This window comes from Stanieria cyanosphaera PCC 7437 (assembly GCF_000317575.1).
Classification (GTDB): domain Bacteria; phylum Cyanobacteriota; class Cyanobacteriia; order Cyanobacteriales; family Xenococcaceae; genus Stanieria; species Stanieria cyanosphaera.
Window position 1 is genome coordinate 2,090,715 of sequence record NC_019748.1, and the last position, 16,564, is coordinate 2,107,278.

A 16,564-nucleotide genomic window follows, 5' to 3' on the forward strand; every position below is an offset into this window, starting at 1 on the left:
CAGTATAAAACGAGCAATGCTGAAATGCTAAGTAGAGGTTGAATAGTAAAATAACTATTCAGGGTTAGCGAGAATTGTCTTAACACTAGAGTGTGTTCAAATTATTCTTAAAATTATCTCTATTTCTTCCCTTTTTCTTTTTAGGGTAATCACAAAGCAAGATTGTTTGCATAAAAAAAATTGTCTTTACCTAATAACTGGAAAGAAAAAACCTGTGGAGGAAATAAAGATGATGGAAACTAACAAACACTTTCTCGCTTCTTTTCCGTATCACCTGGACTGGTACTTTGTGTATTCGATGTTGAACGGTACAGCAAGAATAGTTATTGGTTTAGCAATGGCTTCTATGTTTGGTTGAGTTTAAGTACTCAAAGCAAAAATGAAATTTGGACTGGTTATTATGATGAAAATTATTAAAATTATTGGTATTAATAACTGCACTCTGGTTGTTTATCAAACTTGTGAAGATTACTACTATCAGTTTGCCATTATAGACGAAGAAGGAATTATTCTTGAACCAGGCGATATTTTTGCTACTTCGGAAGATGCTGAAGAGGAAGGAAGGGAAATAATTAATTGTTTCTAATTAAAATATTTTTAAATCTGATTAGGTCAAACTTTGCTTTGTTTTTCGCCCATTGTAGGTAGCTCTACATTTTTCCTAGATTAAAAATTGTAAGTTTAGTAGAGCCGTTTTGAGCATAAAAACTGTTTACAGAAACAATTCTAAAAATTAAAACTTATTTTTGAGGGTGTGCAATCTTTCTTGTAGTTTAGTCAAATGTTGATGATTAACCACTGGCGATCGCGGTTGCGGTAGTTCCGAATTTGGCCAGCTTGGTAGATCTTTACAAGGACAACTATCTGATGTCAGACCTAGATTAACTATAGCAACAGGCATTCCACATCTAGCACAATCAGTGATTTCCCATGTAGAGGAAAATAATTCAGCTATCGTTTGAGATGTACCTTCTAAATACCAATTTTGGCCATCTTCTTGAGTAATTTGGTGCCAAACATTTTCAAACTGTTGCGAATATCGTTCGCCACTAATCACGGGTTGGGGTAATAACTCTTGTTTGATTCCTTTGTTTAAGATTATTTTTTTGCCTAACTGAAACCAGTAAGCAAGATACATTTTCACTTCTTGTTTTGATGCCATTACTTTTAGTTTAGTTGACTAGGAACTAGACAAATTTACTGATGTTTAAATTGCTTGTTTTTTATTGTAATCTTTTGAAGTTTGACTTTTAATCTTACATAAGATTTATTTTTTATCCTTCATATTGTTTTAATGGTTGTCCTAGTTGACTAAGATTTAAAATGTGACCACCTACAACTAAATAAACACAATCAGCAATCCCACCAATTTGTCGTAACAGATCGCTCAAGCGGTCGCGAAATATTCTACCAGATTGATAGGCAGGAACAACACCCCAACCTGTTTCTTCTCCTACCAAAATTATTTCAGCAGCAGTTGTATTCAAACTATTAATTAAATTGTGAGTAATTTCTGACCAAATAGAAGCGTCTAAGTCCAATAAATTGGCAACCCAAGTTCCTAAAGAATCGATTAATAAGCATTCAGAAGCTAAAGCATTATTAATAACTGTTACTAAATCTTTCGTAACTACCAAAGTTTGCCATTGTTGAGGTCTTCTAGATTGATGTTTAATAATTCTAGCTTGCCATTCTGGATCAGTAGAATCTACGATAGCAGTAGCAATATAAACCACGGATTGATTAGTTTTCTGTGCGAGTATTTCTGCCCATTCACTTTTTCCTGAACGAGATGCTCCAGTTACTAAGATAACCTGCTTAGAATCTGCTTGAATCGAATTCATTCGCTAGAGTGAGTGTGATATAAATTTTGTTGTTTTCAATGAGTCAATGTTACCGTTGTTAGATGATACAGTAGTTAATTTTTAAATTTTTCTTTTATTATTGACATCTCAATCAACATGACCTATTTAACGAAAAAAGTTCCTGTTTCAGTTTTAATTCCTGCCAAAAATGAGGAACTCAATTTACCAGCTTGTTTAGAAAGTGTAGCTCAAGCAGATGAAATTTTTATTGTTGATTCTCAGAGCGAAGATAGATCGAGTGAAATTGCTGAAACTTTTGGAGCAAAAGTAGTTCAATTTTATTTTAATGGTCGTTGGCCGAAAAAGAAAAACTGGGCTTTAGAAAACTTGCCTTTTCGCAATGATTGGGTGTTAATTGTCGATTGTGATGAAAGAATTACTTCTGAATTATGGACAGAAATAGCTCAAGTAATTGAAACGGAACAATACGAAGGTTATTATTTAAATCGTAAGGTATTTTTCTTGGGTAAATGGATTAGATATGGTGGTAAATATCCTGACTGGAATTTACGTCTATTCAAACATCAATTAGGTCGCTACGAAAACCTAAGTACCGAAGATATTCCTAATACTGGAGATAATGAAGTTCACGAACACGTAATTTTACAAGGAAAGGTTGGTTATCTCAAAGAAGATATGTTGCACATTGACTTTCGAGATATTTATCAATGGTTAGCAAGACATAATCGTTATTCTAATTGGGAAGCAAGGGTTTATTACAATCTACTGACAGGTAAAGATGAAAGCGGAACAATTGGCGCAAATTTATTTGGAGATGCTGTTCAACGCAAACGTTATTTGAAAAAAATTTGGGTAAAATTACCTTTTAAACCGACTTTAAGATTTATTCTTTTTTATATCATTCGTTTGGGTTTTCTTGACGGATTACCAGGTTATATTTATGCTCGTTTATTGAGTCAATACGAATATCAAATAGGCGTGAAACTATACGAACTACAAAAATTTGGTGGTCAGCTTAATCGTACTTCTAATTCATCAAAATTACAGACTCCAGAATCTGCTTCTGTAGAAAAAAATCCAACTGCAACAATAATAAATTAATCTATTTTCAATGGCAGTAATTCCTGATTATGAAGTTCAACCTTTAGTTGACTTAAGAAAATATGACCAATCTAAGTTTGAACGTGGACGACCAGGATGGTATATTATGTTCTGGTGGTTTGTGCAAGCAGTGGTTTTTCCCTTAAGTCCTCACAATTTTAATGGCTTACGCTGCTGGTTATTGCGTTTATTTGGTGCAAAAATTGGACAAGGAGTATTAATTCGTCCTACTGCTCGTTTTACTTATCCTTGGAAAGTTGCGATCGCAGATAACTCTTGGATTGGAGATGATGTAGTTTTTTATAGCATTGATCAAATTCAAATTGGTTCTCATTGTGTGATTTCCCAAAAATCCTATCTTTGTACTGGTAGTCACAATATTCAAGACCGAGCTTTTGGTTTAATTACTGCACCAATTATCATTGAAAATGGAGTGTGGATTGCTACTGATTGTTTTGTTGGTTGTGGAGTAACCATTGGAGCTAATACGGTAGTGGGAGCAAGAAGCAGTGTGTTTCGAGATTTGCCTGCTCAACAAGTAGCTTGGGGTTCTCCTTGTCGTCCTCATTATCAGAGGGAAATTACTAAATAAAGCAAATTGGACTATTTCACAAAAACTTGAGCTTCGTATCCGCCTAAATTCAGTTTTAATCCAGTTTGATCAGCTTCTAGATCGTAATTGGTAGTCCATTCGTGCCAAGTACCAGTAGTAGGAAAAGAAGGAACTGAATAATCTTTTAAAAAATTATCAGAAAAATTAGCCACGACAACTACACGAGAACCTTGATCATTCCAACGATTGTAGGCTAACACTTTAGTTTCTGGATCTTCCCAGAAAAAATCAATATTGCTGGTACGAAGAGCAGGATTTGATTTACGCAAAGCAATCAAACCTTTGTAATAGTCAAATAAATTGTGGTTAAGTTCGTTGGCGAGTAGCGTCCAATCGATTTTGACTTGTTGTTGAGTTTGAAATTCGCCAAATTCACTACCCATCCAAATCATCGGTATTCCTACCGCAGTCATGAGGAGAACTGCTCCAAGTTTAGCGCGTTTAAATGCTTCTGCTTCAAAAATTCCGCGATCGCCTAAATCTGCCATCGGATACTTGCGGTCGTGATTAGTTAAATAATTAATGACATTACTTCCATCAAGATAACCTTGTCTGCGACAATCTAAAACCTCTTTTAACGCATCAAGATCAAAATGATCACCACAAATATGTTTTAAAACTTGTTGATAAAAACTTTCATGCCAGCAACTATCCATTGGTTTATCAAAACCAACTAAATCGGGAGTTTCTGGAATATGTTCGGCAATGTTAAAAAATGGCTTCATGGAAGCAGCTTTCCTTGCCTGTTGGGCAATCCAACTCATAAAGTCATAGTTAGCAATTTGTCTAGCTGCATCGTAACGAATTCCATCAATGCGATATTCTTCAACCCAAAAATGCACGGCATCACCACTAAATTGCCAGGCGGGTTTAACATTCAAATTTTCGTCATAGTGTTCGTAATTAAATTCTGGACCCCAACTATTATCAGGATCCCGCGCTGAATGATGAAACCAGTAGTCATAGTCTATTTGAGTTAGAGGACAGTCTGCATCACAATGATTTAAGATGCTGTCCATCATCACTCGAATACCTCTGCAATGACATTCATCTATTAGACGCTTTAAATCTTCACTCTTTCCATAACTAGACTCAATTGCCAAAAAATAACGGGGTGTATAACCCCAATTATCGTCTCCCGGATATTCTTGAACAGGAAGTAATTCAATAGCATTGATACCAAGTTCACAAAGGTAATCTAACTTTTCAATCACATCTTCAAAATTACCTCGTTTTTTGCCTTCTTCTTCTCCTCCAGAAAAACCAGACACGAATAATTCGTAAATAATTAATTCGTCATTATTGGGTAAAGGTTGGTCATGATCTTGCCAAATATAACTATCAACAATTCGTTTGCCTTCTTTGATGCGGATTACTGCATTTTGGGTATTATCATCAATTTCTGTAGCGTAAGGGTCGCTAATATCTACCCATTGATTTGGTTCTAAAAACCAGGATTTTGACTGCAAGCGAAATTTATATTGATAAATTCCATCTTCTAACTCAATCGTAGTCCGAAAATAACCATCTTCTGTTTTTGTCATGGGTATTTCTTCCCAGTTGCCAAAACTACCGCAGAGGCTTGTTTTTTGGTTATAGGGAGCAAATAATTTAAATTCAATTGAGCTAGTCATGAAAGTTTTTAAACTATCTAAAACTTAAACGTTTTTGTTCAAGATGTTTCATGCTATAAATTTTTACCGAACTAATATCTCTATCAAAAGTTATAAATTTGCCTTCTTAATAATTATAATTTATGTTTTTGTTTTCATTTAGAAATCTCAATCAATTTTAAAATTATAAGAGTTTTTATTTGCTCAAGTTCAATAAAAATTGCTTCATAACAAGACAATATTTGTTTTTTATATAACTTACGATAGATTAACATTTCAACTAAAAGTTGTATTTTGGTTGGTATAAGCTTATCAACTTTTATCTCTTGCTTCTATAAAAAGCTAAACTTATGAGTCGGTCAAATTATAACTAAAATTTTTCTGGCTCTCTTTTTTTTATCAAAATTTTTAGATAATCAAGAAATTTTTGTAATATATAACTTTTGATATACAAAAACCAGCAAGATTTTTTTTTAAGGTAGAAACAGTTAAAGGCAAATATTAAATGGCAATTTGCAATTTGAAGTAAATAAAAATAAATTAAGTTGTTCTTGCCAATTGCAGATAATTAATTATGCCAGCATATAGCAATTCTTAGGCTCTGGAATCACTAAAGTAGGTCTAGCGACCAAACATCATTAAAAATAAAGTATTCCTTTTATTTTATTAAAATCAGAATCGCTATAAATAATAACTCACTGAAGAAATAAATAGGCTAGAAAAAAAAACCAATTGTTTTTAGGTAATTAATTTAAAAGAATTGTGAAGAAAACTTATTAAACAACAATTACTAGAAATTTTGAAAACAGTAACAAATCATTATCGAATTATGTTTAAGCAACATCGAATAACTAAAATAATCGGAGGTTCACTAGTTGCAATCTCTCTTGGTTTATCTCCAACTTTTCTGTTTCCATCTAAGAGCATTGCTCAAGAAATGGAGCAAAATCAGAACCAAAATCAAGAGAACGTTACTATTGAGGATATGACGGGCAATGCCGAAGAGTATGTCGGACAACAAGTAACAGTAAGAAGTACAATCCAAGAAGAATTGGGAGATACAGGCTTTATTCTTCAAAACAATCAACTTTTCGGCGGTTCACCAGTTCTTGTTTTTAACCCTCTTAATCGATCTTTAAATCGTCCTAGTGAAGATGTTCCGATTCAAGTAACGGGAACAGTACAACAATTTGTCATAGACGATCTAGAAAGAGAATATGGATTGACTATAGATAGGGAACTATATACAGATTACGAAAATCAACCCGCTATTATTGCTGATAATCTTGCTCTAGCTCCTACGATTGAACAATTAGCCGAAAATCCTGCCGATTATTACGACCAAGCGATCGCAGTTGAAGGAGAAATAGGAGAATATTTATCTTCTAATATGTTCGCTCTTTATCAAGACGGTTGGTTAGACAATCTTGGTTTATTGATTACTGATGTCAACCAAGACCTCAGTAAAGATAATAATGCTTTTGAACAAGGAAAGTCTGTTGTCGTAACTGGTGTAGTTCGTCCGTTTGATGCCGATATTTTAAGACAAGACTCTGATTTGGGATGGAGTGCAGAGCAGATTGAAGAATTTGAGTCGAGATACACACAACGACCCGTGATTGCTGCGGAGCAAGTCTATATCCGTAGTGACAATAAATAGAAACAGATTTTTATCTGCACTTGTAACAGTAAATCTATTAAAGGAGACAAATAAATGATGAATAAAGAAACAAGAACAACAATGGGAAATTCTAATGTTTATCAGCGAGCCGTTGGTGTTTTTACTAGAAGAGAAGATGTCGAAAACGCCTTACGCACTCTAAAAGAAAGCGGATTTAATATGGATGATGTCTCGCTGCTAGCACGAAATCTGGAAGGGATTGAAGGAGCAGACGAAGTTAGTGAAGGCAATGAAGCTGCTGAAGGTGCAGGTATTGGTGCAACTACGGGGACTGTTTTAGGTGGTATTGGTGGATTCTTAGTCGGAGCAGGGGTTTTAGCTATTCCTGGTGTTGGTCCAGTCCTTGCTGCTGGAGTAGGAATTTCAGAAATTGCAGCTACCTTAGCTGGTGCAGGTATTGGCGCAGCAACTGGTGGTATTATTGGTGCTTTAGTGGGATTAGGTATTCCTGAAGATAGAGCTAGAGTATATCAAGACCGAATTAAAGCTGGTGACTATTTACTCATGGTGACTGGTACTGAAGATCAAGTCAGAAGAGCAGCTTCGATTTTGCGCGATCGCCATATTCAGGAGTTTGATATTTATGATGCTCCCGATTTGTACAAATCAAGAAACCAAAATGTTTCGCCTACTTCTAGTGGAACAATGGTAAGTGGAGAAGAATTTATTGGTGAATCTCGTCAGCCAGTATCGAGACAAAATTTGACTAACAAACAAGTCGTTGCTGAACCTAATCAAGCAGTATCAAGACAAAATATAACTAAAAAACCAGTTGTAACCGAACCGAGTCAATCAGTATCGAGAAGGGATGCAACTGAAACCATAGATATCAATAATGATGGCGAAGCAGAAGTTATTATTGTGGATAAAGTCGATAAATAAGACGAAGTTGACCCAAGTTATTAATTAATAGTAGTCGGGAAAAAGCCCACTCCTCATCCCAAAGCGGAAGGGGTGGGTTTAAAATTTATAAAGATTAAATTGATAGTTATTTTCATTTAATCACCTTACATTTTCTAAATAGAAACTAAAGCTATAGCTTGTCTGAAATACTTTAATAAGACAAACTTGATTTTTTACTTTTACCTTCCAAAGCGATCAAGTTTGTCCCCATCGATTTAAAAATCCCTAAAGCTTAATCTATTATTAATTTTTTATTAAATATAATTAATACTTCTTTTTATATATTTTGAAGAAGATTGTTAAAAAATAATTTTGATTGTCAACAATAAGCTGCTCGTAATTTTTGATAGCTGTCACTATTAATCATGAAAAAAAAAGTTTAATCTGGTTAAACTTAACTATATTATTAGTATTTTTAACAATTACAGTTATGACTAACTCCCCCAAAGCATCAACTGTAGAGCAAAACTCATCAATTTCTTTGTTAAGCGATCCTTTTTTACAGCTACCTACTAGCAATTCTGTCAGAGTAGTTTGGTTTACAGACTTTCCAGGTGAAGAACATCAAGTAGTTTATGGTAACCAATTAGAGTCTACAGTTACCGCAGATACAACTAAACTGAGTCGGGTGCGAGAAGATGAAGATTCTCAACTAGCTCAAACTTATTTAAAACCTACCACCAGAGATATTTGGCGACATGAAGCTATTGTTACTAATCTAACTGCTAATCAAAGGCTTCCTTATCAAGTCATCAGTGTTAGGCAAGGAGAAGAAATCAAAAGTAAAGTTTTTACTCTTGCTGCTGCACCTCAATCGGGGACACCATTAAAAATTTTACTTACTTCCGATCATCAACTAATGCCCATGACTGCTGCTAATTTACAAAAAGTAGTAGAAACGATTGGTCGAGTCGATGCAGTTTTTTTTCCAGGAGATTTAGTTAATATACCAGACCGTGCTTCCGAATGGTTTGATGACAAGCGAGGTGGTGCATTTTTTCCCTGTTTGCAAGGACGAGCTAATTACCAACTAGAATACAACGGAACTAAAACAATCTATCGTGGTGGTGAAATAATTCAACACGCTCCTTTATTTACTGCGATCGGTAATCATGAAGTTATGGGAAGATATTCTCATACTCAATCTCTTAAACAACAGTTTGGTGATGCTGTTCCTAGGTTTGTTGCCGAAAAATCTTATCAACAATTAGTTCAACAAATTAATCCGAAACAAGATCCACAAGTACACACTGCATGGATCAAAGCCAATTCTTTCAACACTGATACCTACGAAGAAATTTTTACTCTTCCGCAAAGCATCAATGGTGGTAAAAAGTATTATGCCGTGACTTTTGGTGATATTCGTTTAGTTGTATTATACATTACTAATATATGGCGATCGCCTGAACTTAATCCAGAAGTTAAAGGAAGATATCAAGAAAGAGAAGCAGATTTAAACCTACCAGAACAATGGGGTTACGGACAGCACATTTTTGAACCAATTACGCCAAATAGTACACAATATCAATGGTTAAAACAAGAATTACAAAGCGAAGCTTTTCAACAAGCAAAATATAAAATTGTCATGTTTCATCATCCTCCCCATACTCTTGGTGGTAATATTGTTCCTCCTTATACCAATCCTATTGCTCGTATAGAACAAACTGAAACTGGTGAGATTAAATTTATCCGTTACGAATATCCTCCAGAACAAGACTATATTATTCGGGATGTTATTCCTTTATTAAAATCAGCCAAAGTACAATTAGTTTTCTATGGTCATTCTCATCTTTGGAATCGTTTTGTTAGTTCTACAGGAATCAATTTTTTAGAATCGTCTAATGTTGGTAATAGTTACGGAGCGCATTTAGGAGATAATAAACGACTAGTACCCAAAGATAATCCTAATCTTGTCTATGCTGAAACAGGCGACCCTAATGGCCTAGAACCAATTACACCAACCTTAGCACCACTCCAAGACGAACAAGGAAACAACTTATCTTATCTTGCCAGTAATGAAATTACTAGTTTCAGCATTCTTGATACCAAAACAGGTATAATTAGTAGTTATCGCTACGATACTCGTCAGCCTAACTCCAAAGTAATCAAATTTGATCAGTTCGCACTAACGAAATAACTATTAAATTAAATCCTAAACTTTAGTAGTCATTTTGTTAATTACTTGTTTTAGAGATATTTAAACAACAATCACTCTAAGCTGTTACACATTTAAGTTATTGATTAAGAAAAGACAGAAGACAGAAGCTTTAAAAGAATATATTGAATTTTAATTAATAAATAATAATCCAATACCTGCCACCGCAACTAAAACTCCTAAAATTGCCCTGAGACTGACTTTTTCTCCTAGTGCAAGAGCTATTGGTAAAATAAATAGTGGACTGGTGGATAGAAGGGTTTGAGCGATTCCTGTTGAAGTAAATTTGAGTGAGATTTGTTGTAACCAAATACCTAAATAAGTACTGGCAAAGGAAGCCAAAATAATTGTACCGACTAAAGAGGCAAAGGTTTTAGTTGAAAAGAAAGAACGAAAAGGCATAGCAGCAGACACTCTTTGTTTAATGACTGATTTGATTTGATTAACAGCAGTAAATAGAAGTAACAAAGATACAATAACAGTACCTGCTACTAATCTCAGTAAAGTACTCCAAAGAGGACTAATATTAGAATCTATTAAAGCAAAACGCGATAATACAGCCCCAATTGCTTGAGCAAGAGCAGCTAGTAAACCCCAAATAATGCCTATTTTTAAATTGTGTGAGTTATTGGCAACAGGATTTCTTTCACTAATTACCCAAGCAACACCGAGTAAGGTAAGAAAAATACCACACCACGCAATCGTATTTAGTTGTTCGCCAATAAATATTAAAGCAAACCCTGCCGACATTGGCGGTGCTAAAGTTTCTAATAAAAGGGTGCGTCTTGCGCCTAAATGATTAATTGCTGCAAAATAGGCTGTATCTCCCAATCCAATACCAATTAAGCCACTAACCAACAGAAGAGTGGTAGGAAAAACGGGAAAATTTGGAATTGCTTCTGTTTGCCAAACTAAAGTAATTAAAATAAATGCGATCGCGATTATGCCTTTGATAAAATTTAGTAGTAGAGGAGGAATTTTTTGTCCGACTAAACCATAAACTACAGAAGCAACTGCCCATAAACAAGCAGCCGTCAGCGCAGCTATCTCTCCTGGAAAATCAGTTAACAGGTTCACCAAATAATTAGGTTAATTAATAAACTTATATTATTAAATTAGTATAGTTAGTCTTTAAATAAGCAAACTCAAATTTTCAACTTTGCAATCATTTCAGCACGAGCAGAAACATTGAGCTTCTGAAACATTCGCTTTAGTATTTGTTTCACGGCATCACGACTGATATTCAACTTCAAAGCAATTTCTCGATTGCTGCAACCTTGAGCAACTAATTCAGCAACGTCTAATTCTCGTAATGTCAGACAATTGATTAAAGATGGAGCGATGACAAGACGAAAAGTTGCTAGACGAACAGATAAATGCTGACATAGAGAACTCAATCGAATTAGATCGTAGTCGTTAAAAGCAGGAAGATTTTTTCCCCGCATAAAATAAATTCCACCTATTAACCGACCGACCCCGATTAGAGGTGCAACCATACCATGTTCAATCTCAAAAATGCGAAACACCTCCTGATAGAGCTTGCTGTTGTGCCAATCTTTCAATGACTGTACTGATAAATTATGTATCGGAATTTGTTGCTCGATCATCTTTTGGCTTAGTAAATCTACACTTCGCCCAACTGCTTGATAGCGATCGCAAAACGTCTCTGGCAATCCCCATAAGTCTGACTCAATTACTTGAAAATGATTATCTAGCAAATCAAATCCCCAAGCGGTTGCTTCTATTAACCCACCTGCATACTCCATAAAGCAAGAACGTACCTGTGCTTCATTGGATGCTGTTGCAATTTTTTCAATTAGAGGAGCAAATTTCATCAATTTGTACCCAGTTGGGGACTTGGCTATTTGGTTGCAAGTTTCTATTTTATAAGACAAACTCATAGTCAAAAATTTTTATGTTTATCCCCATTTCAACACTTTTCATCGGACTCAATGGTTTCATTGCCCTTATCCTTTCTTTCATTGTTGTCGTGGAGCGCGCTAGAACTCGCATTTGGCATGGAGAGAGTAAAGCAGAAGTCGTAAATCAGCCAAATTACCTTGAAAATCCCAATCAATGGGCAGTTTTTGTCGAAAGCTATACTCAAAAATTTTTGCTCACTAAAACTGCTGATGATGGTATTCTTCAGCGTAAAATACGTGCCTATGGAAATTTCACAGAATACGTACCGTTAGGACTGCTGTTTGTTCTCACTTTAGAATTGATGCATTCTTCGCCTTATCTGCTTTGGTTGATTGGAAGCGCGCTAACTATAGGAAGAGTTGCCCATGCGTGGGGCTTGATTGCAACTTATGGTCCTTCTCCTCGCCGTGCCATCGGATTTTGTCTAACTTCGTTTGTTTATGCTGTCGGTGCTGTTGCTTGTGTTTACTATGGAATTACTAAACTTTTGTAGTATTATAGTATTAAAGCAGAATCACTAGGACATCTTGTCTATCTAGATACAAAAATCTTAAAACAGATCGAAATTACTGAAAATAGTAACTGATTGCGATAAAGTCAGTAAAAGCAGCTATTGGCAGTAAGTAAGTTATCTTATGGCATCTGAAAAGACAACACCAGTTACCGACTATCTCAACCTTGACAAAGAAAAACTTTCCCCAATGTATCGTCATTATGTCGAGGTGAAAGAACAATATCCTAATGCTTTGTTGTTATATCGGGTGGGCGATTTCTTTGAATGCTTTTTTCAAGATGCTGTGATTATTTCCCGTGAATTGGAATTAGTGCAAACCAGTAAGGATGCGGGTAAAGAAATTGGTAGAGTAGCGATGACGGGAGTGCCTCATCATGCTCTAGAACGCTACAGTACTATGTTGGTAGAAAAAGGTTATGCTGTGGCAATTTGCGATCAAGTAGAAGATGCTGCTACGGCTGCTGCGGAAAAAAGAATTGTTAAAAGAGAAGTTCAAAAGTTACTTACTCCTGGTACTTTAACCGATGATGCGATGCTTAATGCTCGTCGTAATAATTATCTAGCTGCGATCGCTATTGCGGGAGATCATTGGGGTTTAGCCTATGCAGACATCTCTACAGGAGATTTTTTAACTACTCAATCAAGCGATTTATCTGCCTTGACTTTAGAATTGTTGCGTCTTCAACCTGCTGAGGTTTTGATTCCTACCAATGCCCCTGATTTTAATACCATCTTACGTCCAGGAGAGAAATCTGAGTATTTAGCCGATTGTTTACCAGAATGTTTTTGTTATTCATTGCGATCGCAAAAACCTTTTACTTTAGTAGAAGCAACCCAACGACTTAAAGAGACTTTTAACCTAACTTCTTTAGAAGGAATTGGTTGCGCTCATTTTCCTTTAGCAGTGAGGGCAGCAGGAGGGTTATTAGAATATGTGGAGGAAACCCAAAAAGCCTATCAAGTTCCGCTACAACTTTTACGTACTTATAGTTTGGCAGATTATTTGATTTTAGATCACCAAAGTCGACGCAATTTGGAAATTACTCAAACTGTTAGGGATGGTACGTTTTACGGTTCTCTTTTGTGGGCATTAGATGCTACTGCTACGGCGATGGGTGGTAGGGCATTAAGACGCTGGTTATTAGAACCTCTACTTAATATTAATGGTATTAAAGCCAGACAAGATACGATTGAGGAACTGACAGTTAATACTTCTCTACGGCAAGATTTACGGGAAATGCTCCGCAAAATCTACGATTTGGAGAGATTAACAGGAAGAGTAGGGGCAGGAAGCGCGAATGCTAAAGAATTACTTGCTTTAGCGGAATCTTTGGTAAGATTAACCGATCTAGCTACTATTGCTAACTATGGTAAATCTCCTTACCTCAAAGCAATTCAAAAAGTTCCTTCAGAATTAGAACAACTAGGTAAAAAAGTAATCGCTCATTTAGTCGAGTCACCACCACAGCTTGTTACAGAAGGGGGTTTAATTCGGGATGGGATTAACCCACAACTTGATGTAATGAAACAGAGATTAGAAGATGATCGACAATGGTTGACTAATCTAGAACTAACTGAAAGAGAACGTACAGGAATTGCTAATCTCAAAGTTGGCTACAACAAAACCTTTGGCTATTATCTCAGTTTACCTCGTTCCAAAGCCGACCAAGCTCCAGATAACTATCTGCGTAAGCAAACTTTAACCAATGAAGAAAGATATATTACTTCCGAACTCAAAGAAAGAGAAACGAGAATCCTTAGTGCTAGAGAAGATTTAAACAACTTAGAATACGAAGTTTTTAGTCAATTAAGAGCCGAAGTTGCTGAAAAAGCCCAAGAAATCCGCCAAATTGCCAAAGCGATCGCTGCGGTAGATGTCTTAGCAGGATTAGCTGAAATAGCAGTTTATCAAAATTATTGTCGTCCTGAAATTATCGAAGGAAGAGAAATTTATATCGTTGATGGTAGACATCCCGTAGTAGAAAAGTCCCTAGGTAATGGTTTCTTTGTACCCAATTCTGCCCACCTAGGAGATACAGAAGCAAATCACCCCGATTTAATTATCCTAACGGGTCCTAACGCCAGTGGCAAAAGCTGTTATCTCAGACAAGTAGGTTTGATTCAATTAATAGCTCAGATTGGTAGTTTCGTACCTGCCACAGAAGCAAGACTAGCAATATGCGATCGCATTTTTACCCGAGTTGGTGCAGTAGACGATTTAGCAACGGGGCAATCTACCTTTATGGTAGAAATGAATGAAACTGCTAATATCCTCAACCATGCTACACCCAAATCCTTAGTTTTATTAGATGAAATTGGTAGAGGTACAGCTACCTTTGACGGACTTTCAATTGCTTGGGCAGTAGCCGAATATTTAGCCACAGAAATTCAATCGCGAACTATTTTTGCTACTCATTATCACGAATTAAATGAGCTTGAATCGATTTTAACTAACGTGGCAAACTATCAAGTCACCGTTAAAGAAATGCCCGACAAGATTATCTTTTTACATCAAGTTCATCCAGGTGGTGCAGATAAATCCTATGGTATTGAAGCAGGTAGATTAGCAGGTTTACCTCCTTCAGTAATTAGCAGAGCAAAGCAAGTCATGGGACAGATTGAAAAACATAGTAAAATTGCCCTAGGGTTACGCCAAGGGATTAAACAAATGTCTCCCCTGGGAATTAATCGCAATCAGTCTAAATCCTTTGAGCAGTTAGATATTTTTGAAGAATAAACGAGAAAATTAATTGCACGATGAAAAAAAATCTACTAATTGCTGGAGGAAGCAGAGGAATTGGTGGAGCTATTGCCGAGATTTACCATCGAGCCGGTCATAATGTTTATTGTATTTCAAGGACACAAGCCTCTGCGGGAAAATGGATTAAAGCCGATTTGAGCCAACCAGAAGGAATCCAAAAGATAGCCAATGACTTAAACAACGTCCCTTTAGATGCATTATTGTTCCTCGGTGGTGTGTGGGAAAATAACGCATTTACAAGTGAATATGACTTTCTAACCAGTAGTGATTCTGAAACTCGTTTCGTTATTTCAGTGAATACAATTGCGCCCATAGAGTTAACACGCGCCATTTCTCCTAATCTTCTAATGACAAATAACCCCAAAGCTATATATATCGGTTCATTGTCTGGACTCGATCATTTAGCTTCCCATGAAGTTGCCAACACTGCCTCCAAATTTGGGCTTCGAGGTGCGGTACAAGCTCTAATGCTGACTTCCCTTGGGTTAAAAATTTGTTTTACCGTCATCAATCCCGGAAATGTAGCTACAGAAGAAGTAATAAATGATATCCAAGAAGGGCGTTTTGCGCCACAGCAGCCAATTCCAATAGAAGACGTGTATTTTACCATTGATTGGCTCTTGAGCTTATCGCCTCATGTTAGCGTACCAGAGATCAACCTCATTCAAAGAAGAAATGCTCAACATTAAGCTCTGTAGGTTGGCAAGTCAATGCGTTGCGGAGGTTTCTTCCATTGTAGCAAGTGGTTTTTGAAGCATGAAACCCAAAATATTTAACTAGAAAATCGATTTATTGAGTTAAGTTGCAGATTTTAACCTAAGCTTGACTCTCTACCTAACTAGAGAGTTTAAGATAAAGCTGCTGACAACTATAAAAAGATATTTTTTTAAGGTCTTTAGTAATGAATAAATTATTTAAAAAATGGTCGCTACTGATACCTGTAACTGCTCTATGTTTAATCGGAGCAATGTCTTTGTCTTCTGAAAAAGCTCTCAGTAATTCTTCAACAGTTACAGATGATTCTAAAAATATTGCCTACGCCAGTGTTTGGGATCGAGAAACAGAACTAAATTATTCAGGAACATTGAATATGAGTGTATATCGCAGTCCATCCTGCGGTTGTTGTGGAGAATGGGTAAAACACGCAAAAAAACATGGTTTTAAAATTAAAGATATTAAAACCGATAATATGGAAACACTGAAACAAAAATATAATGTGCCTCTAGAGCTAGCATCTTGTCATACAACTATTATTGATGGTTATGTCATGGAAGGACACATCCCCGCAGATGACATTAAACGCTTTCTGAAAGAAAAACCCCAATCCGTTGGTTTAACTGTACCTGGAATGCCTTTAGGAACACCAGGAATGGAAGCGGGAGATAAAAAACAACCATTTCAAGTATTAGCATTTAACAATCAGGGTGAAATTGAAGTATTCAAAGAATATCAATCTTATTAATTACCCAATAGC

Annotated in this window: 15 protein-coding genes; 10 read left to right on the forward strand and 5 right to left on the reverse strand. The window is 36.0% G+C overall.

The window, feature by feature from the left end:
- Positions 1-379 precede the first annotated feature (379 nt).
- Entirely contained in the window at positions 380-586 is a 207-nt protein-coding gene (locus STA7437_RS09085) for a hypothetical protein (protein ID WP_245562093.1), read from the forward strand.
- A 147-nt stretch (positions 587-733) separates the two neighbouring features.
- Here the strand turns inward: STA7437_RS09085 and STA7437_RS09090 are convergent, their stop codons facing one another.
- Both STA7437_RS09090 and cobU read right to left on the reverse strand, forming a co-directional pair.
- Positions 734-1,162 (reverse strand): hypothetical protein, encoded by a 429-nt coding sequence (locus tag STA7437_RS09090; protein ID WP_015193090.1) that lies wholly within the window; start codon positions 1,160-1,162, stop codon positions 734-736.
- Between the two features lie 112 nt (positions 1,163-1,274).
- Positions 1,275-1,844 carry a bifunctional adenosylcobinamide kinase/adenosylcobinamide-phosphate guanylyltransferase gene (gene cobU, locus STA7437_RS09095; RefSeq protein ID WP_015193091.1) on the reverse strand — a complete coding sequence of 190 codons (570 nt, stop codon included), beginning with the start codon at positions 1,842-1,844 and terminating at the stop codon, positions 1,275-1,277.
- A gap of 117 nt (positions 1,845-1,961) precedes the next feature.
- On the opposite strand from cobU, the gene STA7437_RS09100 reads away from it, so the two are divergent.
- Both STA7437_RS09100 and hpsU read left to right on the forward strand, forming a co-directional pair.
- The gene (locus STA7437_RS09100; protein WP_015193092.1) at positions 1,962-2,927 is read left to right on the forward strand and encodes a glycosyltransferase family 2 protein; all 966 of its coding nucleotides are present in this window, start codon (positions 1,962-1,964) and stop codon (positions 2,925-2,927) included.
- Between the two features lie 10 nt (positions 2,928-2,937).
- On the forward strand, positions 2,938-3,519 hold the full coding sequence (gene hpsU, locus STA7437_RS09105; RefSeq protein WP_015193093.1) for a hormogonium polysaccharide biosynthesis acetyltransferase HpsU: 582 nt from the start codon (positions 2,938-2,940) through the stop codon (positions 3,517-3,519).
- Between the two features lie 11 nt (positions 3,520-3,530).
- On the opposite strand, the gene STA7437_RS09110 is transcribed toward hpsU, so the two are convergent.
- On the reverse strand, positions 3,531-5,174 hold the full coding sequence (locus tag STA7437_RS09110; RefSeq protein WP_015193094.1) for an alpha-amylase family glycosyl hydrolase: 1,644 nt from the start codon (positions 5,172-5,174) through the stop codon (positions 3,531-3,533).
- 808 nt (positions 5,175-5,982) lie between these two features.
- On the opposite strand from STA7437_RS09110, the gene STA7437_RS09115 reads away from it, so the two are divergent.
- The 3 genes from STA7437_RS09115 (at position 5,983) to STA7437_RS09125 (ending at position 9,874) form a co-directional block, all read left to right on the forward strand.
- Positions 5,983-6,813: a hypothetical protein gene (locus STA7437_RS09115; protein WP_015193095.1), complete on the forward strand. Its 831-nt coding sequence runs from the start codon at positions 5,983-5,985 to the stop codon at positions 6,811-6,813.
- Positions 6,814-6,867: 54 nt separating this feature from the next.
- Positions 6,868-7,716 (forward strand): glycine zipper family protein, encoded by an 849-nt coding sequence (locus STA7437_RS26845; RefSeq protein WP_015193096.1) that lies wholly within the window; start codon positions 6,868-6,870, stop codon positions 7,714-7,716.
- A gap of 451 nt (positions 7,717-8,167) precedes the next feature.
- Entirely contained in the window at positions 8,168-9,874 is a 1,707-nt protein-coding gene (locus tag STA7437_RS09125; protein WP_150109048.1) for a metallophosphoesterase family protein, read from the forward strand.
- Between the two features lie 150 nt (positions 9,875-10,024).
- Here STA7437_RS09125 and STA7437_RS09130 read toward each other — a convergent pair whose 3' ends face one another.
- Together STA7437_RS09130 and STA7437_RS09135 are read right to left on the reverse strand one after the other, a co-directional pair.
- The gene (locus STA7437_RS09130) at positions 10,025-10,969 is read right to left on the reverse strand and encodes a DMT family transporter (RefSeq protein ID WP_015193098.1); all 945 of its coding nucleotides are present in this window, start codon (positions 10,967-10,969) and stop codon (positions 10,025-10,027) included.
- A gap of 68 nt (positions 10,970-11,037) precedes the next feature.
- Positions 11,038-11,727, reverse strand: coding sequence for a helix-turn-helix domain-containing protein (locus STA7437_RS09135; RefSeq protein ID WP_041619291.1), 690 nt, complete (start codon positions 11,725-11,727; stop codon positions 11,038-11,040).
- An 80-nt stretch (positions 11,728-11,807) separates the two neighbouring features.
- On the opposite strand from STA7437_RS09135, the gene STA7437_RS09140 reads away from it, so the two are divergent.
- The 4 genes from STA7437_RS09140 to STA7437_RS09155 all read left to right on the forward strand — a co-directional run bounded on the left by STA7437_RS09140 (position 11,808) and on the right by STA7437_RS09155 (position 16,552).
- A complete protein-coding gene (locus tag STA7437_RS09140) occupies positions 11,808-12,308 on the forward strand; it encodes an MAPEG family protein (RefSeq protein WP_015193100.1) in 501 nt (166 codons plus the stop codon).
- A gap of 142 nt (positions 12,309-12,450) precedes the next feature.
- Complete coding sequence (mutS, locus tag STA7437_RS09145) at positions 12,451-15,066, forward strand: DNA mismatch repair protein MutS (RefSeq protein ID WP_015193101.1); 2,616 nt, start codon at positions 12,451-12,453, stop codon at positions 15,064-15,066.
- A gap of 20 nt (positions 15,067-15,086) precedes the next feature.
- Positions 15,087-15,779: an SDR family NAD(P)-dependent oxidoreductase gene (locus STA7437_RS09150; protein ID WP_015193102.1), complete on the forward strand. Its 693-nt coding sequence runs from the start codon at positions 15,087-15,089 to the stop codon at positions 15,777-15,779.
- A gap of 212 nt (positions 15,780-15,991) precedes the next feature.
- Positions 15,992-16,552, forward strand: a complete 561-nt coding sequence (locus tag STA7437_RS09155) for a DUF411 domain-containing protein (RefSeq protein WP_015193103.1) — start codon at positions 15,992-15,994, stop codon at positions 16,550-16,552.
- The last annotated feature ends 12 nt before the right edge of the window (positions 16,553-16,564 follow it).